Below are 20808 nucleotides of genomic sequence, written 5' to 3'. Positions count from 1 at the left end.
GTCACACTCCGATCTGCTGGCGCTGGCGGCGCAGATGCGGCGGCAGCTCGGCGTAGACATCCTCGAACATGTCGCGGGAGGAGGGCTTGCCGCCAGCGTGCAGCGTGCCGAAGCTCTCGGCTTCCTTCTGGGCGGCGATCACGGTCGCAAGGATCTCGGCCTCGGCCTGCTTGTGGCGCTCCTCGGTCCAGGCGCCGATCGCGATCAGATGATGCTTCAGCCGGACGACCGGGTCGCCCAGCGGCCATTCGTCGGATTCGTGCTTGGGCCGGTAGGCGGAGGGGTCGTCCGAGGTCGAATGCGCGCCGGCGCGATAGGTGACGTATTCGACCAGGGTCGGCCCGAGATTACGGCGGGCGCGCTCGACCGCCCATTGCGCCACGGCGTAGGTGGCGAGGTAGTCGTTGCCGTCCACCCGGAGCGCCGGGATGCCGAAGCCGAGGCCGCGGGCGGCGAAGGTGCCCGAGCCGCCGCGGGCGATGCCCTGGAAGGTCGAGATCGCCCATTGGTTATTGACGACGTTGAGGACGACCGGCGCCTTGTAGGTCGAGGCGAAGACCAGCGCCGCATGGAAGTCCGATTCCGCGGTCGAACCATCGCCGACCCAGGCGGCGGCGATGCGGGTGTCGCCCTTGATCGCCGAGGCCATCGCCCAGCCGACGGCCTGGACGAACTGGGTGGTGAGGTTGCCCGAGATCGAGAAGAAGCCGTGCGCCTTGGAGGAATACATCACCGGCAATTGCCGGCCCTTCATCGGATCGCGCTCGTTGGAATAGATCTGGCACATCATGTCGACGAGCGGGTAATCGTGCGCGATCAGCAGCCCGGCCTGGCGGTAGGTCGGGAAGTTCATGTCGCCCTCGCCGAGCGCGATGCGGAAGGCGCAGCTCACCGCCTCCTCGCCGGTGTGCTGCATGTAGAACGAGGTCTTGCCCTGGCGCTGCGCCATCTGCATGCGGGCGTCGAAGGCGCGCAGCGTCAGCATATGGCGCAGTCCGCGGATCAGCTCGTCCCTGGAGAGGTCAGGGACCCAGGGGCCGACCGCCTCGCCCTCGCGGTTGAGCACGCGGATGATCGAATAGGCGAGATCGCGGATCTCCCTGGGGTCGACATCGACCGGCGGGCGCTGCACCGAGCCGGCCTTGGGGATCACCACATGGGAGAAGTCGGGCTTTTCGCCGGGGCGGCTGGCGGGAACGGGAACATGGAACCGAAGCGGTGAGGAATCTGTCATGTCCACGCTCCCCGCGCGCCTTCCGTTCGGCACGGCCGAACGAAAGAACTCGCGCAAATCAACAAGTTGAGGATGTTCCGATCGCAAAAGTGGCGTCCACTCTTGCGGAACATGCCCTTGCTCGTCCCGTCCAGCATTCCGCCAAGCGGCGACGGCCGCAAGGCGGGTCTTTCGGGCGCGCTCGCCCGGATGCCGTCCTTATTCGGGCATGCTAGGGTGCAGATCTGTCGATTTCTTGCTGAAATGACCTTGAGATTCACCTCGGAGCGGACGATTATTCTGCCTACACAACGCTTGGCGGGAAATTCATTCGATGGCGAGCAGGGCGCGGCGTGGCGACGAGCTGGACGCGATCGACCGGCGCATTCTCTCGGCGCTCAACGAGGATGGCCGGCTGACGATCAATGCGCTGGCGGAGAAGGTCGGTCTGTCGCCCTCGCCCTGCTGGACGCGGGTGAAGCGGCTCGAGGAGAGCGGCGCGATCGAGAAATATGTCGCGGTGCTCAACCACCGCGCACTCGGGCTCGACAATGTCGTCTTCATCGAGATCACGCTCGACAAGCACGACGACAAGCTGCTCGATCGCTTCGGCGAGGCGCTGGCGCGCATCCCCGAAGTGGTCGAGGCCCATCTCGTCACCGGCGATTACGACTATCTCGTCAAGGCCGTGGTCAGCGGTACCGAGCACTATGAGCGCTTCCTGCGCGAGAAGATCTACCGGCTGCCGGGCTTGCGCCAGTCGCGCACCACCTTCGGCCTGCGCACGCTGAAGCGGGCGATCTCGGTCGATCCGCTGCAGATCGCGCTGGGTTAAGTCCCCTCCCCCCTTGCGGGAGAGGTTAGGGTGAGGGGTCTCGTGACGCTTTCTCGTCAGGGTCAGGCTTGTCCCGACTATCCACGTCTTCCTTCCTGCGATGTGGTGTTCAAGACGTGGATGCTCGCCATAAGGGCGAGCATGGCGGGTAGACCATGCGCGACCCCTCATCCGGCCTTCGGGCCACCTTCTCCAGCAAGGGGAGAGGCGAAGCGCTTACCCCGGCACCGAGATCGCCATGCCGTCGCGCTGCGGGTCGGCGCCGCCGGTGCAAAGCCCGTCCTCGATCTTGACGCCGTGGAGGGCGGCGAAGGGATAGCTCTGGGCCGAGCGCTTGACGTCGTAGCCGTCGGCCGTGAGCTGCGCCTCGACGCTGCGGCGGATGCGGTTTGAGATATCGATCGAATTCGAGACGGCCATGACGCGCGGCGCCGCCACCGCTTCCAGCATCGACATCCTGAAATCGATGACGTTCATGATGCCTTGCGCCATGGCCGGGGCGATATAGCTGCCGCCCGGCGCACCCATGACGATGAAGGGCCGGTCCCCCTTGAAGACGATGGTCGGCGCCGCCGAGGAGGAGCGGCGCTTGCCGGGCGCGATCGAGCCGGCGCGGCCGGGACGCGGGTCGAAGCGGCTCATCGTGCCGTTGTAGATGAAGCCGAGCCCCTCGGTGATCGCGCCGGACGGGCTGCCGAGCGTATGGGTCAGCGCGACGGCGTTGCCGTGCCTGTCGACGACGGTGACATGGGTGGTCTCGCGCTGGGAGGAGCGCTCCAGCCGCTTCACCTGTGCCCGCTCGCCACGGCGGATGCCGGCGGCCTGCTCCGCCGCATGCTCCTTCGAGATCAGGCGTGCGACGGGGACGTCGACATAGGCCGGGTCGCCCATGAACTCGTCCTTGTCGATGGTCATGCGTTTCATCGCCTCGGCAAGCAGGCGGACATGCTCGGCGCCACCATGGACGAGCGTGCCGATGTCGAAGGATTCGAGCATGTTGAGGATCTGCAGCATCGACATGCCGCTCGCCGGCGGCGGCGAGGTCGCGATGCGGTGGCCGCGATAGGAACCCCAGATCGGTTCGGCGACCGAAAGCTCGTAGCGGGCGAGGTCCTCGCGCGAGATCAGCCCGCCATGCGCCGCGAAGTCGGCGGCGATCTCCTCGGCGAGTTCGCCATGGTAGAACAGGTCGGCGCCGCCCTTGGCCAGACGCTCCAGCGTGTTGGCCATGTCGGCGTTGACGATCACGTCGCCGGGGCGCTTAACGCTGCCGTCGGGGCGGAAATAGAGCCGCTTGCCGGTCTCGCCGTAGCGCAGCTTGTCTGCGGTGTTGACCTGGCCGGAGCCGCTCTGGTCCTGCGACCAGAACCAGTGCATGTGCGGGCGTACCAGCACGCCCTCGCGCGCCTGCCGGATCGCCGGGGCGATCACATCGGCCCAATCCATGGTGCCGAAGCGCGAGAGTACATGGTCATAGCCCTTGACGCTGCCGGGGGTGCAGACGGCGAGATGGCCGAACTCGCTGATGCCGCCTTCGAGCAGGAAGGCGAAGCCGTCGCGCGACTGGCCGCGCAGTTTGTCCTGCCACATGTCCGGCTTCGCCGCATAGGAAGCGCGGGCATAGAACTCGACGATCTCGTGGACGCCCTTGCCGGGCATGTAGAGCTGCATCGAGCCGAAGCCGCCGATGCCGCACATCAGCGGATCGACCACGCCCTGCATGAAGGCGCAGGCGATCGCCGCGTCGACCGCATTGCCGCCGCGCTCCAGCACGGCCGCGCCGGCTTCGACCGCCTCCGGCTGCGGGGCGACGATCATTCCGTTCTTCATGTTACGGACCTTCATCCTTTCATACGAACCGGTAGTCGCCCCGAAATGAGGCGCGGGGAACCCCTCTCCCGCATGGGAGAGGGGTTCCCCGCGCCCTTCATCACGCCGGCTCCGGCAGCCGCCAGAACAGCCTGACGCCGCCATCCTTCGTACTCTCCAGCCCGGGCACGGCGGAGAGGAGCTTGCGGGTGTAGTCGTGCTGGGGGGCGTCGAAGATCTGGTCGCGCGTGCCTTCCTCGACGATGCGGCCCTCATGCATGACGACGACGCGGTCGGAGACCTGCTCGACCACGCCGAGGTCGTGGCTGATGAACAGGCAGGAGAAGCCGTGCTTCTTCTGCAATTCGGCGAAGAGTTCCAGCACCTGCGCGCGCACCGTCACGTCGAGGGCCGAGACGGGCTCGTCGGCGATGACGAAGCTCGGCCGTCGGATGACGGCGCGGGCGATGGCGACGCGCTGGCGCTGGCCGCCGGAGAGCTCGTGCGGGTAGCGCTCGGCGAAGCCGTCGCCGAGGCCGACCTCGGCCAGCACCTCCTGCAGCCGCGCCTTCTTCTCGGCGGCGCCCATGCCCTCGACCAGCCTTAAGGGCTCGGCCACGAGCTCGCCGATGGTCATGCGCGGATCGAGCGAGGAATAGGGGTCCTGGAAGACCATCTGGCAGTTCAGCCGGTAGTCCCACCAGGCGGAGTCGCTCCGGTCGATCGGCTTGCCGTTGAAGCGGATTTCGCCGCCGCTCGGCCTGATCAGGCCGGCGATGGCATGGCCGAGCGTGGTCTTGCCGGAGCCCGAGCCGCCGACGACCGAGACGACCTCGCCCGGCTTCACCGAGAGGCTGATGCCGTGCAGCGCCCGCTTGCCCTGTTCCTTGCGGAAGAAGCCCTGGCGGCCGCCATAGTCGACGACGAGGTCATCGACCGAGACGAGCGGCGTCGCCGCCTCCGGCAGGTTCCGGGCAGGCTCGCGATGCGGCATCGCGGCGAGCAGCTTGCGGGTATAGGGGTGCTGCGGCCGGGCGAGGATGTCCTCGCTGCTGCCCTGCTCGACGACATCGCCCTGGCACATCACGACGATGCGGCTGCAATAGCGCGCGACCATGCCGAGATCGTGCGAGATCAGGAGCACGGCGGTGCCGTTCTCCCTGGTCAGACCGACCATCAGCTCCATGACGTCGCGCTGGACGACGGCGTCGAGCGCGGTGGTCGGCTCGTCGGCGAGGAGCAGCGCGGGTTTCAGCAGCATCACCGAGGCCAGCATGATGCGCTGGCGCATGCCGCCGGAATACTGGTGCGGATAGGCGTCGAAGGCGCCCTCGGGATCGCGGATGCCGACGCGCCGGAGCATGTCGAGGATGAGCGCGCGCCGGCCGGCGGCGTCGAGCTTGCGGTGCAGCGCCAGCCCTTCCTCGAGCTGGCGGCCGATCAGCATGGAGGGGTTGAGCGAGGTCATCGGCTCCTGGAAGACCATGCCGACCCTGGCGCCGCGGATCGCCCGCAGGCGCTTTTGCGCCATGGTCGTGACCTCCTCGCCGTCGAAGCGGATCGAGCCGGAGACGAGGCGGACCGCCGGCGGGATGAAGCCCATCACGGCGCGGGCCGCCAGCGTCTTGCCCGAGCCGGATTCGCCGACGATGCCGACGATCTCGCCGGGCGAGACCGAGAAGCTGATATCGTTGACGACGGTGCGGCCGCTTGCGCCGATCCGCAGGGTGAGGTCGTCGACTTCGAGCAATGGCTTGGTGGCGGTCATCGCGCACCCCTCATCCGCGGGTCGAGCCTGTCGCGGAGCGCATCGCCGAGCAGGTTGATGCCGAGCAGGGTCAGCGAGATGCAGAGGCCGGGGAAGATGCCGAGCCAGACGGCCTGGCCGATATAGGGCCGCGAGCCCGCCAGCATGTTGCCCCAGGTCGGCGCCGGCGGCGGCACGCCGAGGCCGAGGAAGGAGAGCGAGCTCTCGGCCAGCAGCACCCAGCCGAACATCGAGGTCGCGAGCACGGTCAGCGGCGCGATGCAGTTTGGCAGGATGTGGCGGGCCATGGTGAACCCTTCCGAATTGCCCATCACCCGCGAGGCCGCGATGAACTCGCGCTCGCGCAGCGAGAGCACGGTGCCGCGCACGATGCGGGCGACCGAAGGCGCATAGGCGATGCCGAGCGCCAGGATGATGCCGTATTTGTTGGCGCCGACCACCGCGAGCAGGCCGAGCGCCAGGAGAATGCCGGGGAAGGCGAGCAGCGCGTCGTTGAAGGCCATGACGGCGCGGTCGACCCAGCCCCGGACATAGCCGGAGAACAGGCCGATCACCGTGCCGAGCGAGACGGCGAGCGCGACCGTTAGCAGGCTGATCCAGACAGAGGTGGCGGCGCCCGCCATCAGCCGCGAGAGCACGTCGCGGCCGAACTCGTCGGTGCCGAGCCAGTGCGTCGCCGACGGTGCAGCGAGCTTGGCGCGGAAGGAGAGCTTGAGCGGATCGTAGGGCGTCCAGAGCGCGCTGACCGCTGCGACCATACCGAGGAAGCCGATCAGTGTGCCGCCGACCAGGGCGTTCGGAGCGGGAAGCCTCATTGCGCCGTCACCCTCGGATCGAAGAGCGGGTAGCAGAGGTCGATCACGAGATTGACCAGCACATAGGTGAAGGCGACGAAGAGCATGCAGCCCTGGATCACCGGATAGTCGCGGGCGAAGATCGAATCGACCAGCAGGCGGCCAAGGCCGGGGATGGTGAAGACCGTCTCGACCACCGCGATGCCGCCCAGGAGATTGCCGAGCACCAGGCCGATCAGCGTCCAGGTCGGGCCGAATGCGTTCTTGAAGGCGTGGTTCCAGAGCACGGCGCCCTCGCTCAGGCCCTTGGCTCTCGCATGGGTGATGTAGTCGAGCCGCAGCACCTCCAGTGTCGAGGCGCGCGCCATGCGCAGGATCACGCCGATCTCGTGCAGGAACAGCGTCATGATCGGCATGACGAGGTAGAGAAGGCCGGCCCATGGATTCTCGGCGATCGAGACATAGCCCACCACCGGCAGCCATTCGAGCCTGAGGCCGAAGAAGAGCAGCAGCAGCAGGCCGAGCCAGAAGGTCGGGATCGAGAGCAGCAGCGTCGCGGCCGCCACGAGCGACAGGTCGAGCGCGGAATCCTGCTTCCAGGCGGCGAGGACGCCAGCGGGCACGGCGACGAGGCTGGCGAGCGCGACCGCGACCAGCACGATCTGGGCCGAGATCCAGAAGCGCTGCAGGATCAGCGGCAGCACCGCCTGCTGCGAGTTGATCGACTGGCCGAGATCGCCCTTCAGCAGATTGCCGAACCAGATGCCGAACTGGACCGGCAGGCTCTGGTCGAGGCCGAGCCTGGCCTGCAGGTCGGCGATCGAGGCCGGTGTCGCCAGATCCCCCAGCATCAGCGAGGCCGGATCGCCCGGGATCAGGCGGATCAAAGCGAAGACCGAGACCGACACGATCAGCAATGTCGGCACGGACATCAGGATGCGCGTCAGCGCGAAGCGCAGCATCGGTTCCTCCCGCTGTGCGGACGGTACGGGCGCGATCAGTTCGCCAGTGTCACTTCCCACATGCGCAGCTTCGACTGCCACGGCTTGAAGCCCTGCACGCGCCTGGAATGGGCGACGATGTCGAGGCCGTTGAAGGCGAAGATCATCGGCACCTCGTCGATGACGCGCCTGTGCAATTCGTCGACGAGCTTCTGGCGCTCGGCCCGGTCGGAGGTGACGAACAGCTTGTCGATCAGCTTCTGCGCCTCGGGATTGTCCCAGACCTTGCGCGGCTGCTTCTCCTTCGGCCCCGAGAACTGCTCGAAGGCGATGGCGGGGTCGAAGCGGGCGGAGAAGGAAAAGGACTGCATCTGGTAGTTGCCCTTGTTGTAGCGATCGAGCTGGGTCGCCCAGTCCAGCACCTCGATCTCGGCGTTGACGCCGACGGCCTGCAGCATCTGCTGCGCCACCACCGCAGCCGGGAAGCTCGGCACGACCGGGCGCTTATTGGCGAGGATCACGATCTTCTCGCCCTTGTAGCCGGCTTCCTGCAGCAGCTTCTTGGCGCGGGCCGGATCATAGGCGTGGCCCTTCTTCTCGACCTCGCCGAAATAGCTGGAGCCGGAATAGATCGGCGAGGTGTTGGGCTTGCCGAGGTCGTTGTAGAAGGCGGCGACGATCTCTTCCATGTCGAGCGCGGCGGCGATCGCCTGGCGCAGCTTCTGGTTGCCCATCACCGCGTCCCTGGTCTGGATCAGGAAGACATGGCGCACCGCATTGGGTTCGGCCGCCACCACCAGCTTCGGGTTCTTCTTCAATTCGGCCGCGTCGCTCGGCAGGATCTCGGCCAGGTCGAGCGCGCCGGAGACGAGACCGGCCTTCACCGTCGCCGGGTCCTTGACGATCAGGAACTTGACCTCCTTGAGCAGCGGACGCTTGGAACCGACATAACCATCGGCCTTGCCGCCTTCTTTCGGCGACCTGTAGCCCTCGAAGGCGGTCATGGTGAAATATTCGCCGCGCTTCCACTCGCCGAACTTGTAGGGGCCGGTGCCGATCGGCTTGTCCCAGCTGCCGTCGGCCTTGACCGAATCCCTGTGCAGGATCGCGGTCATCGCGCAGTCGGTGCGGGCGAGCGTGTCGAGGAAGAGCGCGTTCGGCTTGTCGAGCTTCATGACGAAGGTGCGCGCATCCGGCGCCGTCGCCTCCTCGACCTTCAGGCCGGAGCGGCCGTCGAATTCCGAGGTGCAGCGCCACTCGGTCTTCGGGTCCATGTAGCGGTTCCAGCTCCACAGCACGTCGGCCGAGGTGAGCTCGGCGCCGTTGTGGAACTTGACGCCCTGGCGCAGGGTGAAGGTGTAGGTCCTGCCGTCGGCGGAGAGCTCAACCTTCTCGGCGAGCAGCGGCGTCGCCGCGCCGCCCTCATTGTAGCCGACCAGGCCCTCGACCAGCTGCAGCGCGAAATCGTCGGTGTTGTCGTCGCGATTGACGCCGGGATTGTTGCTGCGGATGTCGGCGGCCACCGCGACGGTGATGGATTGCGCCGCGGCCGGCGCGGCGAAGGCGGCGGTGGCGAGGAGGGCGGCCGCCGGCGTAAACAGATACTTCATCTCGGTCCCCTGTCGTTTTTCGTTTGTCGTTATGATCAGCCGTCGCGCCCGCGACGGCTCAATCGGCGAGGCCGACCTCCCAGAGCCGCGGCTTCGAGGCGACCCAGGGCGCGAAGCCCCGCAGGCGCTTCGAGACCATGGCGGTATCGACCTGGTTGTAGAGGAAGATCAGCGGCGCATCGGCGAGCATGAGCTTGTGGAGCTCGTCGAACAGCTTCTGCCGTTCGGCCTCATCAGCGGTGATCGTCGCCTTCTCGATCAGCTCGTCGGCGCGGCGGCTGTCCCAGGCCTTGGACGGGTAGGTGTCCTTGGCGCCGCTGAACTGGTTGTAGCTCTGGGCCGGATCGATACGGGCCGAATAGCTGAAGGACATCATCTGGTAGTTGCCCTTGCTGTAGCGGTCGAGCTGCGTCGCCCATTCCAGCACTTCGATCTCGCTGTTGATGCCGGCCGCCTGAAGCATCGCCTGCGCCACCACCGCGACCGGGAAGCTCGGCACGGTCGCGCGCTTGTTGGCGATCAGCTTGATCGTCTGGCCCTTGTAGCCGGCCTCCGCGAGCAGCTTCTTCACCCGGGCCGGATCGTGATCGTAGCGCTGGCGCTGGACCTCGCCGTAATAGGGAGAGGCCATGTGGACGGCAGAGTTGTTGACCTTGCCGAGCTCGTTCGAGGCCTGGGCGACGAGCTCGTCGAGATCGAGCGCCGCCGCGATCGCCTGGCGCATCCGGACGTCCGACAGCAGCGGATCGCGGCTCTGGAAGAGCAAAGCGTGCTTGGTCGCGCTCGGCGCGGTCACGACCTGAACGCTGTTGCTCTTCTGCATCTCCGGCAGGTCGGAATCCGGGATGTCGGCGACATGGAGCGCGCCCGAGATCAGGCCGGCCTTGACGGTCGCGCCGTCGGCGATGGCGAGGAATTTGATCTCCGGCACCAAGGCGTTCTTGCGGCCGACATAGCCGTCGCGCTTGTCGCCGGGTGGCGAGACGTAAGCATCGAAACGCTTGAGCGAGACGAACTCGCCGCGGCGCCAGTCGCCGAGCATGAACGGGCCGGTGCCGATCGGCTTGTCGAAGGAGCCGTCCGGCTTCAGCGAGTCCTTGTGGATGATCGCGACCATGGCGCAGTCGGTCCGCGCCATCGTGTCGAGGAAGAGCGCGCTCGGCTTCTCCAATCTCATCACCACGGTCGACGGATCGGGTGCGGTGACGCCGGTCACCTTCATGCCGATGCGGCCGTCGAATTCCGACCGGCAGCGCCAGTCGGTCTTCGGGTCCATGTAGCGGGTCCAGTTCCACAGGACGTCGGCCGAGGTGAGCTCGGCGCCGTTGTGGAACTTGACGCCCTGGCGCAGGGTGAAGGTGTAGGTCAGCCCATCAGAGGAGACGGCGACCTTCTCTGCCAGCAAAGGCGCTACCGCGCCGTTCTCGCGATAGCCGACCAGGCCCTCGACCATGTGCAGGACGACGGCGTCGGTGTTGTCGTCGCGGTTGACGCCCGGATTGGTCGAACGGATGTCGGCATTGAGCGCGACATTGATCGTCTGCGCCGTAGCGGGACTCGCGAGGGCGAGGAGAGCGAAGGCGCAGGTGAGCCGGCGGTTCATGGTCGTTCTCCTCGCTGTTCGCGGTCCAGGCGGCCTCAGGCCGCCTTCGCCGCGCCGGATCGGCGCTTGGCGAGCACGTCGGCGAGAAAGTCCTCCACCCGCGAGACGGCCTTCAGCCCGTCATGCGGCATGTTCGGCACCAGGTCGAAGCGCACCGTGATGCCGTGCTCCTCGAAATTCCGGCGCAAGCTGTCGAGCCGTTCCGGGCGGTTCACGCCGGCATGGTTGGCATCCGGCATCCAGCTGGCGCTGCCGGGCTGGTGGGTGATCTCCCAGGTCTCGAGATCGGCGGCGCCGACGATCATCTGCACCGCGACCTTGCGCATCGCTTCGATGTCGGGGGCGGTGCCGAAGAGTTCGGCCATGTTGCGGGTGCCGACCCACCAGTCGCGCGTCGGGTCGAGCAGGGTCACCGAGCCCGGCGCGCCGATCGAGGCGGCCCAGAGCTTCTGAGGCTGCAGCATTAGGAAACGGTGGGTGAAATGGCCCCCGCCGGAATAGCCGAACAGGGCGAAGCGGTCGAAGCGCACGCCGTAATGCTGCGCGACCTCTTCGACCATGGCGAGCAGGATGTGGTCGTAGCGGACCTCGCCCTCGCGCATGTACTTGAAGCCGTTGCGGTTGCCGTCGCCCATTACGCCGATCGGGAAGAGCGGGGCGAGGACGATACAATTGTTCCAGCGGCCGAACGCCTGGAAGGCGTCGCGATAGCCGGTGAAGCCGCGGCCGGTGCCGTGCATGGTGACGACGAGCTCGGGCGCCTGCCCGCCCTTGCCGAGCGTCTTCGGCACATAGAGGCAATAGCTGAAGCGCGGGTCGGCTCTGCAGGCGATCACCGGCGTCGGGCCGAGATCGTAGAGCGCGCGGGCGATCGCCGCCGCGTCGTCCTGCTTGGCGGGCGTTGCGGCGGGAGCGGTCATGCAGGTTTCCTGATTGGCTGTAAGATTGGCGCCAATTTTGTTGCATGTTATATTCGGCCCTGCAAGCCGGATTCGACAGGAGTTTCGGCTGTGCGCGAGGTGAGCGAGCCGGCTCGCAAGCGTCGCTTCGATGCTCTAGAGACCAGTCATGGCCACCCGTCCAAAGACCCGTCAGCGCGCCAAGGGCGAACTCGCCAACGAGATCGCCCGGGCGATCCATGTCCGAGCCTATCGGCCGGGCGAATGGCTGCGGCAGATCGATCTGGAGGAGGCCTTCCAGGCGACGCGCTTCGATGTCCGCGCCGCGCTCGACGAGCTCGCCGTGCGCAAGACGATCGAGCACGTGCCCAATCGTGGCTACCGGGTGACCGAGATCGATCTCGAGACCTACCGGGCGATCCGCGACACCCGCATCATCCTCGAGACCGCTGCGTCCCGCCTGGTGATCGGCCGGATGGACGACAAGGTGGTCGCAAGGCTCGAAGCGCTCGCTCACGAGTTCAGCCGCGCTGTCCAGAGCGGCACGCGCGTCGAGCAGAGCGAGATCAATCGCGCCTTCCATAGCCTGATCTACGAGCATTGCGGCAATCCGGTGCTGGCGGAGACGATCTGGAGCCTGCGCGACCGCTCGCGCGGCTCGGCGGTCACGATCTGGGCCTCGCATCGGGCCTTGCTCGAGAGCGATGCCGAGCACCATGCGATGGTCGCGGCGATCCGCGCCGGAGATGGCGAGCGCCTGGCCGCGCTCACCAGCCATCACATCATCAAGGACCTTATCGAGGCCAACGGCGCGGCTTAATCCGCGACCGCGACCTCCCAGAGCCGCGGCTTGGACAGGATCGAGGATGTGTAACCCTTGATGCGCTTGCCGAAGGCGCCCGCATCGATGCCGTTATAGAGCATCACCATCGGCACATCGGCGATGAAACGCCGGTGCAGTTCGTCGAACAGCTTCTGCCGTTCCGCCTTGTCCGAGACGACCATCGATCTGTCGAGCAGCGCCTGCGCCTCCGGATTGTCCCAGACCTTGCGCGGTTGGGTCGCCTTCGGGCCGGTCACCGATTCGAAGGAGAGGGCTGGGTCGAGCCTGGCCGAATAAGGGAAGGCCTGGAGCTGGTAATTGCCCTTGGAATAGCGGTCGAGCTGCGTCGCCCATTCGAGCACCTCGATCTGGACGTTGATGCCGGCGGCCTGGAGCATCTGCTGCGCCACCACGGCGGCATCGAAGCTCTGCGGGTAGCGCTTGTTCGCCAGCATCACCAGCGGCTCGCCCTTGTAGCCGGCTTCCTGGAGCAGCTTCCGGGCGGCGGCGAGGTCGTACTCGTAGCCCCTGGCCTGGACGGAGCCGTAATAGGACGACATCGTCGGCACGATCGAGTTGTTGCGCTTGCCGAGCCCGTCCGTGACCTGGGCGACCAGCTCCTCGGTGTCGAGCGCCGCCGCGATCGCCTGGCGCAGCTTGACGTTGCCGAGCAGCGGATCGCGCGTCTGCAGGAGGATGCCGACCAGCCCCATATTCTGCGTGATCGAGAGCCCGATGCGCTGATCCTTCCTGAGTTCCTTGACCTCGGCATTGGCGACGTCGGGCACGATGTCGATGTCGCCGCGCAGCAGCGCCGCCTTGGCGGTCGCGCCGTCCGGGATCACCACGAAACGGACCTCGTCGACGAGCGGGCGCTTGCCTCCGGTATAGCCGTCGGGCGCGCCCGGCAGGCTGGCATAGGCCGCGTTGCGGGTCAGGCGGACGAATTCGCCGCGCTTCCACTCGCCGAAGCTGTAGGGGCCGGTGCCGACCGGCTTGTCGAAGGAGCCGTCGGCCTTCACGGAATCCTTGTGCAGGATCGCGGTCATTGCGCAGTCGGTGCGGGCGAGGTTGGCGAGGAAGAGCGAGCTCGGCTTGTCGAGCCGGAAGACGACCGTTCCCGGATCGGGCGCCGTGACCGCCTCGACCTTGGCGCGCCCCCGGCCGTCGAACTCCGACAGGCAGCGCCAGTCGGTCTTCGGATCCATATAGCGGTTCCAGCTCCAGACCACGTCTGCGGAGGTGAGCTCGGCGCCGTTGTGGAACTTCACGCCCTTGCGCAGAGTGAAGGTGTAGCCGAGCCCGTCCGGCGAGACCGCGATCGTCTCGGCCAGCAGCGGCTTCACCGCCGAATCCTCGCCATAGGCGACGAGGCCCTCGACCATGTGCAGGACGACCGCGTCGGTGTTGTCGTCGCGATTGACGCCCGGATTGATGCTGCGGATGTCGGCGTTGAGATGGACCCGCAGGGCCGTGGCCGCAGCGGGCGAGGTGGCCGCGGCGACAAGGCCCAGTCCGGCGAGGGCGAGGGAAAGGCGGCGTCGGCTGTGCATCGGCGGATTCCCCTTGTTTATGGTTCGGCTTCGACGCTGTCCTGGCCGCCCTACTCGGCGGCCTGCGCCAGCGTCACCGGCTCGTCGGCGAGGCTGTAGCGGGTGAAGCCGCGGTTGAGGGCCGGCAGCGGCGCGACCTCCATCGTGCCCCTCGCCGGCTGCATGATCACCATCGCGACGGTGGCGGAGAGATTGCCGGTGTCGTTGAGGCGCGGCGGCCGGCAGACCGAGTGCGGGCTCAGGAAGTCGTCGAAAAGGGCCTGCTTGAGATCGGCGACCGTGAGCTTGCGGCCGGCTTCGTCGAGCAGCTTCCTGACGCGCCAGTCGCGGTAGAAGCTCTCGGGCACCCGCGGCGTGCCGGTATCGGTGAGCTTGGTCAGCGCGACCTGGCCGACCCAGTGGTTGGCGTGGACGATCAGCCCGTCCTGCGGGTAGAGCGGGAAGGCGGCGTCGGGCGCGCATTCGAAGTCGATGCCGAAGCCGGCGACGGTCGCGAGCATCATGTTGTTCGAGCAGGCCTTGGGGGTCGTCGCCACCGCCTTGATCGCGAAGGCGAGGTGCTCCTGCTCCAGCACCTTGCGGCGGATCAGCGCGAGCGGCACGCCGGTCTGGGTGAAGTCGCGCTCGCTTTCGAGATAATTGGCGGTGATCGAGATGCCGGCCGCGTTCATGCCGCAGCGGGCGAGGCCGCCGGCCTCGACGAAGGTCAGGAAGTCCGGTCCGTCCGCGCGGCGCACGCGCAGCACGATCGCCGTCTCGGCGCATTCGGCCTTCCAGTCCCAGTTCTGGCCGTGGATCAGTTCGCCCGAGGCGCTGCGCTCGGGCAGGATGATCGCGCCGGTGCAGCCATCGTCGAGCTCTTCCTGTACCTCGACCGGCCTGTTCTTCTCCAGCCTCGCCTTGGCGATCACCTCGGTGCGGGCGTTGATCATGATGACGTCTTCCAGCGCGACGCCGGCACCGTCGGCGATGCCGCGCATCTCCTCGACATAGTGCTTGCCGTAGGCCTCGATCTCGCGGGCGAATTCGCCGATCAGCCGCGACTTGGCGGCGGCGCCGTAGCCGAGATCTCCGAGCTGCCCGCCATAGAGCTCGATCGAACGCTTGACGCGCTGCGGCACCGCCGCACCATGCTGGCGGCCGCGCTCATAGGGCGTGCCGGAGACATCGACGAAGGGAAAGGGCGGGGTCATGACCAAGTCTCCGCATCGCACTGGCGCTGTGTCAGTCAATATTGTATTTCATTTCAAACTAAGACAATCAAGAGCCCTGCAATGACGACGCCGACACGATTGCAGCAGGACATTGCGGAGCGGATCCTCCGCATGGTCCGGGAGGATGGGCTGGAAGCGGGCGCGTGGCTCAACGAGAACAGCGCGGCGCGGCGCCTCAACGTCTCGCGCACCCCGGTTCGCGCCGCGATCGACCATCTCGCCCGGCAGGGGCTGGTGCGCCGGCACCCCAACAAGGGCGTCGAGCTGTTGAGTGCGCCGGAGATGTCGGGCGATTCGGGCGCGAGCGTCGACGCGACCGAGCTCGCCATGGTCAGGGTGGCGCATGACCGCCATGGCGGGCGCCTGCCCGACGAGATTTCCGAGCTCGAGCTGATGCGGCGCTACGAGCTCGGCCGGCAGGAGGTGCAGCGATTGATGGCGCGCTTGGCCGATCTCGACATGGTCGAGCGCAAGCGCGGCTATGGCTGGCGCTTCCTGCACGAGCCGCGCGACCAGTCGGTGCATGACGAGCGCTATCGCTTCCGACTGCTGATCGAGCCGATGGTGTTCCTCGAGCCCGGCTTCGTGCTGGACCAGGCCTGGATCGACGAGATGCGGGCACGGCATGAGCTGACCCTGTCGCTCCCCTGGAAGGAGAGCTCGGCGATCGGCTTCTACGAGATGAACGCCGATTTCCACGAGGGGCTGGCGGCCGCCTCCGGCAACCGCTTCATCCACTCCGCCGTGCGCCGCCAGAACCAGCTCCGGCGTCTGTCCAATTACGACTGGACTTATGGCTATGAGCGCGTCGTGGTGAATTGCCGCGAGCATCTGCAGATGCTCGCGACGATCGAAGCCGGCGATCTCCAGCTCGCCAGCGCGCTGATGCGCAGCCATCTCCAGCGCGCGATGCAATTGCGCCGTCCGGACGGGCTGGGCTGACCGTATCGTTTCTCTGAGCCCCCATCCTGGGGAGGTCGCGGCAGCGACCGTCCCGAAGGATGCTCCAGGCGGTTCGGGAGGAAGCTGAAGCATCCTTCGAGACGCGCTCCTGCGGAGCGCTCCTCAGGATGAGGGCTGAGGAGGTCGGAAGGTCCTGGTCAAGACTGGCCTTCTCACTATTGTCTTTTGAGCTAAAGAAAGACATCGTGCGGCGATCCATAGCGAGGACCCCGCCATGACCGCGCATGCGCTTGCCCCCGGAAACCGCCTCGACAACGCTCCCGACGCGTTCTGGATGCCGTTCACGCCGATGCGCGCCTTCCGGCAGGCGCCGCTGCTGTTCGAACGGGCGGAGGGCATGCACTACGTCACACCGGACGGGCGGCGCGTGCTCGACGGCATGGCGGGGCTCTGGTGCGTCAACGCCGGGCACGGCCAGGCGAGGATCACCGAGGCGATCCGCGCTGCGGCCGGGCGGCTCGACTTCGTCTCCTCCTTCAAGATGAGCCATCCCGATGCGCGGGCCTATGCGGCGCGGCTCTGCGACATCGCGCCGGAGGGCATCGAGCATGTCTTCTTCGTCAATTCCGGCTCGGAAGCGGTCGATACCGCGCTGAAGATCGCGCGGGCCTATCATCGGGCGCGCGGCCAGGCTTCGCGGACCAAGCTGATCGGCCGGGCCAAGGGCTATCACGGCATGGGCTGGGGCGGGCTCTCGGTCTCCGGCATCGGCCGGCACAAGGCCGCCTTCGGGCCGTTGCTGCCGGATGTCGCGCATCTGCCCCTGCCTTACGATCGCGCGACCATGGCGTTCTCGCGCGGCCGGCCGGAGGGCGGGCTCGCCGCGGCGGAGGAGCTGGAGACCTTGCTGCAGATCCATGATCCCGAGACGGTCGCGGCCGTCATCGTCGAGCCGGTGACGGGTTCGGGCGGGGTCTATCCGCCGCCCAGGGGCTATCTCGAACGGCTGCGCGCGATCTGCGACCGGCACGGCGTCCTGCTGATCTTCGACGAGGTCATCACCGGCTTCGGCCGGCTGGGGGCTCCCTTCGCAGCGCAAGCCTACGGCGTCAGGCCGGATCTGATGTGTTGCGCCAAGGGCATGACCAACGGCGCGGTACCGATGGGCGGCGTCCTCGTCGCCGGCCATGTCTACGAGGCCTTCATGGCCGGCCCGCCCGAGGCGATCGAGCTCTTCCACGGCTATACCTATTCGGCCCATCCGCTCGCCTGCGCCGCGGGCCTCGCGACGCTCGACGTCTTCGCCGAGCAGGACATCCTGGGCGGGCTCGCCGAGGTGCTGCCGCTCTGGGAGGAGCGGGCGCACCGGCTGAAGGGCTCGGCCCATGTCGTCGATATCCGCACCGCCGGCCTGCTCTGCGCGATCGATCTCGCGCCGCGCCCGGATGCCGACGGCGCCAGGGGCGGGGAGGTGGGCAGGCTCTGCCTCGATGCCGGCGTGCTGATCCGCAATGCCGGCGACACGCTGGTGCTGTCGCCGGCGCTGGTGATCGCGCCCGCGGAGATCGAGGAGATTTTCGCCGCGATCGAGGTGGCGCTGGCGCGGATCGACCAAGGCGGGTGATGCAAGCTCGCGCTCCCCGTCATTGCGAGGAGCGCAGCGACGAAGCAATCCAGGGGCAGCGGGCGCGAAGCTGGATTGCTTTGCTGTGCTCGCAATGACGACAAGCTCCTCTCAAGCCCATTCGCCCTTGCGGAAGACCGGAACGCGGTTGCCGTCGGGCTTGATGCCGTCGATGTCGATCTCGTCGGAGCCGATCATCCAGTCGATATGGATCAGGCTCTTGTTGCCGCCCTGGGCCGCGATCTGCTCGGGCGTCAGCCTGGTGCCGTCGACGAAGCACTTCGAATAGCACTGGCCGAGCGCGATGTGGCAGGAGGCGTTCTCGTCGAAGAGTGTATTGTAGAAGAGGATGCCGCTCTGCGAGATCGGCGAGGAATGCGGCACCAGCGCGACTTCGCCGAGCCGGCGCGCACCCTCGTCGGTGTCGAGCACCTTGTTCAGCACCTCCTCGCCGCGGCTCGCCCTCGCCTCGACGATCGCCCCGGCCTCGAAGCGCACCTGGATCTCGTCGATCAGCGTGCCCTGATAGGAGAGCGGCTTGGTCGAGGAGACATGCCCCTCGACGCGGCGGGCATGCGGGGTGGTGAAGACCTCTTCGGTCGGAATGTTGGCGTTGCAGGTGATGCCGTTCTTGGCGGTCGAGGCGCCGCCTTCCCATTCATGCCCGTCGGCGAGGCCGATGGTGAGGTCGGTGCCGGGGCCGGTGAAATGCAGCGCGGAAAAGCGCTGGCCGTTCAGCCATTTCGTGCGCTGCGCCAAAGCGGCGTTGTGCTGCGCCCAGGCGGCGATCGGGTCGTCGCGGTCGACGCGCGAGGCGGCGAAGATGACCTCGGCCAGGCGGGCCACCGCGACCTCCTCGGCATCGCCGGGGAAGACCTGCTGGGCCCAGGCCGCGCCGGGATAGGAGACGATGTTCCAGTTGATGTCGAAATTGGCGATCTTCTCCAGCGCCGGCTGGTAGGCGATCGAGTTCGCCTTGTTGGCGCGCGCGACCTTGGCCGGATCCTGACCGGCGAGCAGCATCGGATTGTCGCCGACGATGGCGAGGCGGGCGGTGTTGGCCGCGAAGGCCTTGCCGACACCCTCGTAGAGCCAGGAGGGGGCGCGGTCGAAGCTGGCATCCTGGCCGAAGCGGTAGCGCGCCAGAGTCAGCGCCTCGTCGGAGAGGATCGGCGTGACGAGGCCGGCGCCGGCCTTGTAGGCGTGCTCGGCGATCCGCCTGACCAGCGGCAGCGCCGCGACCGGCGCGGTCAGGAACAGGTCCTGCCCCGGCTGCAGGTTGAGGCCGACCTTGACCGCGACCTGCGCCAGCCTGTCGAGCTTGGCGGCATCGATGCCGGAGACGTGCTTGTTCATGGTGGCCTCGTCGAACTGATTTGATGAGGCCGCATTGCTGGCGGAAATCCGCCGCGGGTCAACCACTCCGGCGGCATCGGGCCGTTGCGATCCGCGAAGCTTCGTCAGGTGCTTCGCCATGGCGCGCCTCAGCAGAAGTCGAAATCGACGCCCTCATCGGCCTGGAGCACGTGCTCGTCATAGAGCCGGTCATAGCCACGACGCTGCCTGGCCGGCGCCGGCGGCAGGGCGGCCCGGCGCGCGTCGAGCTCGGCCTCGTCCACCAGCAGGTCGAGCCGGCGCTCGGCGACGCTGAGCCGGATGCGGTCGCCGGTGCGGACCAGAGCGAGCGGGCCGCCGACCGCCGCTTCCGGCGCGACATGCAGGACGATCGCGCCATAGGCGGTGCCGGACATGCGGGCGTCGGAGATGCGGACCATGTCCTTGACGCCTCTGGCCGCGAGCTTGCGCGGGATCGGCAGATAGCCGGCTTCCGGCATGGCGGCGGCGCTCCTCGGGCCGGCATTCTGCAGGACGAGGACGTCGTCCGGGCCGACCTCGAGGTCGGGATCGTCGATGCGGGCCGAGAGGTCGTCCAGCGACGAGAAGACCACGGCGCGGCCCTCGTGCTCGAGCAGGCGCTTCTCGGCCGCGGCGCGCTTGACGATGGCACCGCGCGGGGCGAGCGAGCCGAACACGGCGACGAGCCCGCCATCGGGGTCGACCGGCTCCGATCGCGGCCGGATGATCGCGCGGTCGACCTGGTCGGCGAGGGGCGCGTCGATCAGCTCGCGGAGCGTCCGGCCTGTCACGCCGAGGCAGTCGAGATGCAGCAGGTCGCGCAGTTCCCGCAGTACGGCGGGGACGCCGCCGGCGGCGAAGAAGTCCTCCATGTAGTTGTCGCCGACCGGCTTCAGGTTCACCAGCACCGGCGTCTCGTCGGAAAGCCGGTTGAGACGATCGAGGTCGACCCTGATGCCGGCGCGGCGGGCGATCGCGGTGAGGTGGACGACGGCATTGGTCGAGCCCGAGATCGCCAGCAGCACGCGCCAGGCGTTCTCGATCGCCTGCTCGGTGACGATCCGGCGGGGCAGCAGCTCCTTCGTGCCGATCAGGGCGACGGCGCGCCTGCCGCTCTCCTCGGCGCAGCGCAGGCGGTCGGCATGGACGGCGGGGATGGCGGCCGAGCGCGGCAGGGCGAGCCCCAGGGTCTCGGCGATGCAGGCCATGGTCGAGGCCGTGCCCATCACCGCGCAGGTGCCGGCGGTGGTGGCGAGCCGGCCCTCGACCGCCTCGATCTCGGCCTCGCCGATCTCGCCGGCGCGGAAGCGGGCCCAGAAGCGGCGGCAATCGGTGCAGGCGCCGAGCCGCTCGCCTTTGTGGCGGCCGGTCGACATCGGCCCGGCGACGAGCTGGACGGCCGGGACATTGGCCGAGAGCGCCGCCATCAACTGCGCCGGCACGGTCTTGTCGCAGCCGCCCATCAGCACGACCGCGTCGATCGGCTGGGCGCGGATCATCTCCTCAGTGGCCATCGCCATCAGATTGCGGAACTTCAGGCTGGTCGGATTGAGGAAGACCTCGCCGAGCGAGATGGTCGGGAATTCGACGGGGAGGCCGCCGGCCATCAGCACGCCGCGCTTCACCGCCTCCAGCAATTCCGGGAAGTGGCGGTGGCAGTTGTTGAAGCCGCTATAGGTGTTGGCGATGCCGACGATCGGGCGGCCAAGGGCCTCGTCGGAATAGCCCATGGAGCGGGCGAAGGAGCGGCGCAGATAAGCGGCGAAGTCCGGATCGCCGTAATTGGTCAACCCGCCGGCGATGCCGCGCCCTTTCGGTTCCTCGCCCGCCATGCCCGCTTCTCCCTCGACTTGTTGTGGAGAG

General features: G+C 67.5%; 16 protein-coding genes. 4 read left to right on the top strand and 12 right to left on the bottom strand.

The window, feature by feature from the left end:
- Window position 1: 1 nt before the first annotated feature.
- Window positions 2-1234, bottom strand: a complete 1233-nt coding sequence (locus tag CS1GBM4_RS09550; protein ID WP_186418468.1) for a 3-methyl-2-oxobutanoate dehydrogenase (2-methylpropanoyl-transferring) subunit alpha — start codon at window positions 1232-1234, stop codon at window positions 2-4.
- A gap of 313 nt (window positions 1235-1547) precedes the next feature.
- Here CS1GBM4_RS09550 and CS1GBM4_RS09545 point away from each other — a divergent pair, with 313 nt between their 5' ends.
- Window positions 1548-2048: an Lrp/AsnC family transcriptional regulator gene (locus CS1GBM4_RS09545; protein ID WP_186418467.1), complete on the top strand. Its 501-nt coding sequence runs from the start codon at window positions 1548-1550 to the stop codon at window positions 2046-2048.
- A gap of 216 nt (window positions 2049-2264) precedes the next feature.
- Here the strand turns inward: CS1GBM4_RS09545 and ggt are convergent, their stop codons facing one another.
- The 7 genes from ggt to CS1GBM4_RS09510 form a co-directional block, all read right to left on the bottom strand.
- Window positions 2265-3878: a gamma-glutamyltransferase gene (ggt, locus tag CS1GBM4_RS09540; protein WP_186418466.1), complete on the bottom strand. Its 1614-nt coding sequence runs from the start codon at window positions 3876-3878 to the stop codon at window positions 2265-2267.
- Window positions 3879-3978: 100 nt separating this feature from the next.
- Entirely contained in the window at window positions 3979-5625 is a 1647-nt protein-coding gene (locus CS1GBM4_RS09535) for an ABC transporter ATP-binding protein (RefSeq protein WP_186418465.1), read from the bottom strand.
- Window positions 5622-6440, bottom strand: coding sequence for an ABC transporter permease (locus CS1GBM4_RS09530; protein ID WP_186418464.1), 819 nt, complete (start codon window positions 6438-6440; stop codon window positions 5622-5624). The genes CS1GBM4_RS09535 and CS1GBM4_RS09530 overlap by 4 nt, the downstream gene beginning before the upstream one ends.
- Window positions 6437-7381 carry an ABC transporter permease gene (locus CS1GBM4_RS09525; protein ID WP_186418463.1) on the bottom strand — a complete coding sequence of 315 codons (945 nt, stop codon included), beginning with the start codon at window positions 7379-7381 and terminating at the stop codon, window positions 6437-6439. Before CS1GBM4_RS09525 ends, CS1GBM4_RS09530 begins: the two co-directional genes overlap by 4 nt.
- A gap of 35 nt (window positions 7382-7416) precedes the next feature.
- Entirely contained in the window at window positions 7417-8970 is a 1554-nt protein-coding gene (locus tag CS1GBM4_RS09520) for an ABC transporter substrate-binding protein (RefSeq protein ID WP_186418462.1), read from the bottom strand.
- A 58-nt stretch (window positions 8971-9028) separates the two neighbouring features.
- On the bottom strand, window positions 9029-10573 hold the full coding sequence (locus CS1GBM4_RS09515; RefSeq protein WP_186418461.1) for an ABC transporter substrate-binding protein: 1545 nt from the start codon (window positions 10571-10573) through the stop codon (window positions 9029-9031).
- A gap of 35 nt (window positions 10574-10608) precedes the next feature.
- Entirely contained in the window at window positions 10609-11493 is an 885-nt protein-coding gene (locus CS1GBM4_RS09510; RefSeq protein WP_186418460.1) for an alpha/beta hydrolase, read from the bottom strand.
- Window positions 11494-11641: 148 nt separating this feature from the next.
- On the opposite strand from CS1GBM4_RS09510, the gene CS1GBM4_RS09505 reads away from it, so the two are divergent.
- Window positions 11642-12292 carry a GntR family transcriptional regulator gene (locus CS1GBM4_RS09505; RefSeq protein WP_186418459.1) on the top strand — a complete coding sequence of 217 codons (651 nt, stop codon included), beginning with the start codon at window positions 11642-11644 and terminating at the stop codon, window positions 12290-12292.
- On the opposite strand, the gene CS1GBM4_RS09500 is transcribed toward CS1GBM4_RS09505, so the two are convergent.
- Both CS1GBM4_RS09500 and CS1GBM4_RS09495 read right to left on the bottom strand, forming a co-directional pair.
- A complete protein-coding gene (locus tag CS1GBM4_RS09500) occupies window positions 12289-13848 on the bottom strand; it encodes an ABC transporter substrate-binding protein (RefSeq protein WP_186418458.1) in 1560 nt (519 codons plus the stop codon). The genes CS1GBM4_RS09505 and CS1GBM4_RS09500 overlap by 4 nt on opposite strands.
- Window positions 13849-13898: 50 nt before the next feature.
- Window positions 13899-15041 carry a C45 family peptidase gene (locus tag CS1GBM4_RS09495; protein WP_186418457.1) on the bottom strand — a complete coding sequence of 381 codons (1143 nt, stop codon included), beginning with the start codon at window positions 15039-15041 and terminating at the stop codon, window positions 13899-13901.
- 81 nt (window positions 15042-15122) lie between these two features.
- On the opposite strand from CS1GBM4_RS09495, the gene CS1GBM4_RS09490 reads away from it, so the two are divergent.
- A complete protein-coding gene (locus tag CS1GBM4_RS09490) occupies window positions 15123-16004 on the top strand; it encodes an FCD domain-containing protein (RefSeq protein WP_186418456.1) in 882 nt (293 codons plus the stop codon).
- A gap of 235 nt (window positions 16005-16239) precedes the next feature.
- Window positions 16240-17589 carry an aminotransferase class III-fold pyridoxal phosphate-dependent enzyme gene (locus CS1GBM4_RS09485; RefSeq protein WP_186418455.1) on the top strand — a complete coding sequence of 450 codons (1350 nt, stop codon included), beginning with the start codon at window positions 16240-16242 and terminating at the stop codon, window positions 17587-17589.
- Window positions 17590-17700: 111 nt separating this feature from the next.
- Here the strand turns inward: CS1GBM4_RS09485 and CS1GBM4_RS09480 are convergent, their stop codons facing one another.
- Window positions 17701-18945: an aminopeptidase gene (locus tag CS1GBM4_RS09480; RefSeq protein ID WP_186418454.1), complete on the bottom strand. Its 1245-nt coding sequence runs from the start codon at window positions 18943-18945 to the stop codon at window positions 17701-17703.
- Between the two features lie 128 nt (window positions 18946-19073).
- Window positions 19074-20777 carry an IlvD/Edd family dehydratase gene (locus CS1GBM4_RS09475; RefSeq protein ID WP_186418453.1) on the bottom strand — a complete coding sequence of 568 codons (1704 nt, stop codon included), beginning with the start codon at window positions 20775-20777 and terminating at the stop codon, window positions 19074-19076.
- Between the last annotated feature and the right edge of the window lie 31 nt (window positions 20778-20808).

Origin of the sequence: Allobosea sp. CS1GBMeth4, from assembly GCF_900185715.1 — a bacterium.
Classification (GTDB): domain Bacteria; phylum Pseudomonadota; class Alphaproteobacteria; order Rhizobiales; family Beijerinckiaceae; genus Allobosea.
This window is presented reverse-complemented; position numbering and strand designations above follow the sequence as displayed.

What these genes read in the sequence shown, in the direction of transcription:
- CS1GBM4_RS09550 (WP_186418468.1), bottom strand. Translation starts at nt 1,234, where the DNA reads ATGACAGATTCCTCACCGCTTCGGTTCCATGTTCCCGTTCCCGCCAGC.
- CS1GBM4_RS09490 (WP_186418456.1), top strand. Translation starts at nt 15,123, where the DNA reads ATGACGACGCCGACACGATTGCAGCAGGACATTGCGGAGCGGATCCTC.
- CS1GBM4_RS09495 (WP_186418457.1), bottom strand. Translation starts at nt 15,041, where the DNA reads ATGACCCCGCCCTTTCCCTTCGTCGATGTCTCCGGCACGCCCTATGAG.
- CS1GBM4_RS09475 (WP_186418453.1), bottom strand. Translation starts at nt 20,777, where the DNA reads ATGGCGGGCGAGGAACCGAAAGGGCGCGGCATCGCCGGCGGGTTGACC.
- CS1GBM4_RS09530 (WP_186418464.1), bottom strand. Translation starts at nt 6,440, where the DNA reads ATGAGGCTTCCCGCTCCGAACGCCCTGGTCGGCGGCACACTGATCGGC.
- CS1GBM4_RS09485 (WP_186418455.1), top strand. Translation starts at nt 16,240, where the DNA reads ATGACCGCGCATGCGCTTGCCCCCGGAAACCGCCTCGACAACGCTCCC.
- CS1GBM4_RS09500 (WP_186418458.1), bottom strand. Translation starts at nt 13,848, where the DNA reads ATGCACAGCCGACGCCGCCTTTCCCTCGCCCTCGCCGGACTGGGCCTT.
- CS1GBM4_RS09535 (WP_186418465.1), bottom strand. Translation starts at nt 5,625, where the DNA reads ATGACCGCCACCAAGCCATTGCTCGAAGTCGACGACCTCACCCTGCGG.
- CS1GBM4_RS09520 (WP_186418462.1), bottom strand. Translation starts at nt 8,970, where the DNA reads ATGAAGTATCTGTTTACGCCGGCGGCCGCCCTCCTCGCCACCGCCGCC.
- CS1GBM4_RS09510 (WP_186418460.1), bottom strand. Translation starts at nt 11,493, where the DNA reads ATGACCGCTCCCGCCGCAACGCCCGCCAAGCAGGACGACGCGGCGGCG.
- CS1GBM4_RS09480 (WP_186418454.1), bottom strand. Translation starts at nt 18,945, where the DNA reads ATGAACAAGCACGTCTCCGGCATCGATGCCGCCAAGCTCGACAGGCTG.
- CS1GBM4_RS09545 (WP_186418467.1), top strand. Translation starts at nt 1,548, where the DNA reads ATGGCGAGCAGGGCGCGGCGTGGCGACGAGCTGGACGCGATCGACCGG.
- CS1GBM4_RS09515 (WP_186418461.1), bottom strand. Translation starts at nt 10,573, where the DNA reads ATGAACCGCCGGCTCACCTGCGCCTTCGCTCTCCTCGCCCTCGCGAGT.
- ggt (WP_186418466.1), bottom strand. Translation starts at nt 3,878, where the DNA reads ATGAAGAACGGAATGATCGTCGCCCCGCAGCCGGAGGCGGTCGAAGCC.
- CS1GBM4_RS09525 (WP_186418463.1), bottom strand. Translation starts at nt 7,381, where the DNA reads ATGCTGCGCTTCGCGCTGACGCGCATCCTGATGTCCGTGCCGACATTG.
- CS1GBM4_RS09505 (WP_186418459.1), top strand. Translation starts at nt 11,642, where the DNA reads ATGGCCACCCGTCCAAAGACCCGTCAGCGCGCCAAGGGCGAACTCGCC.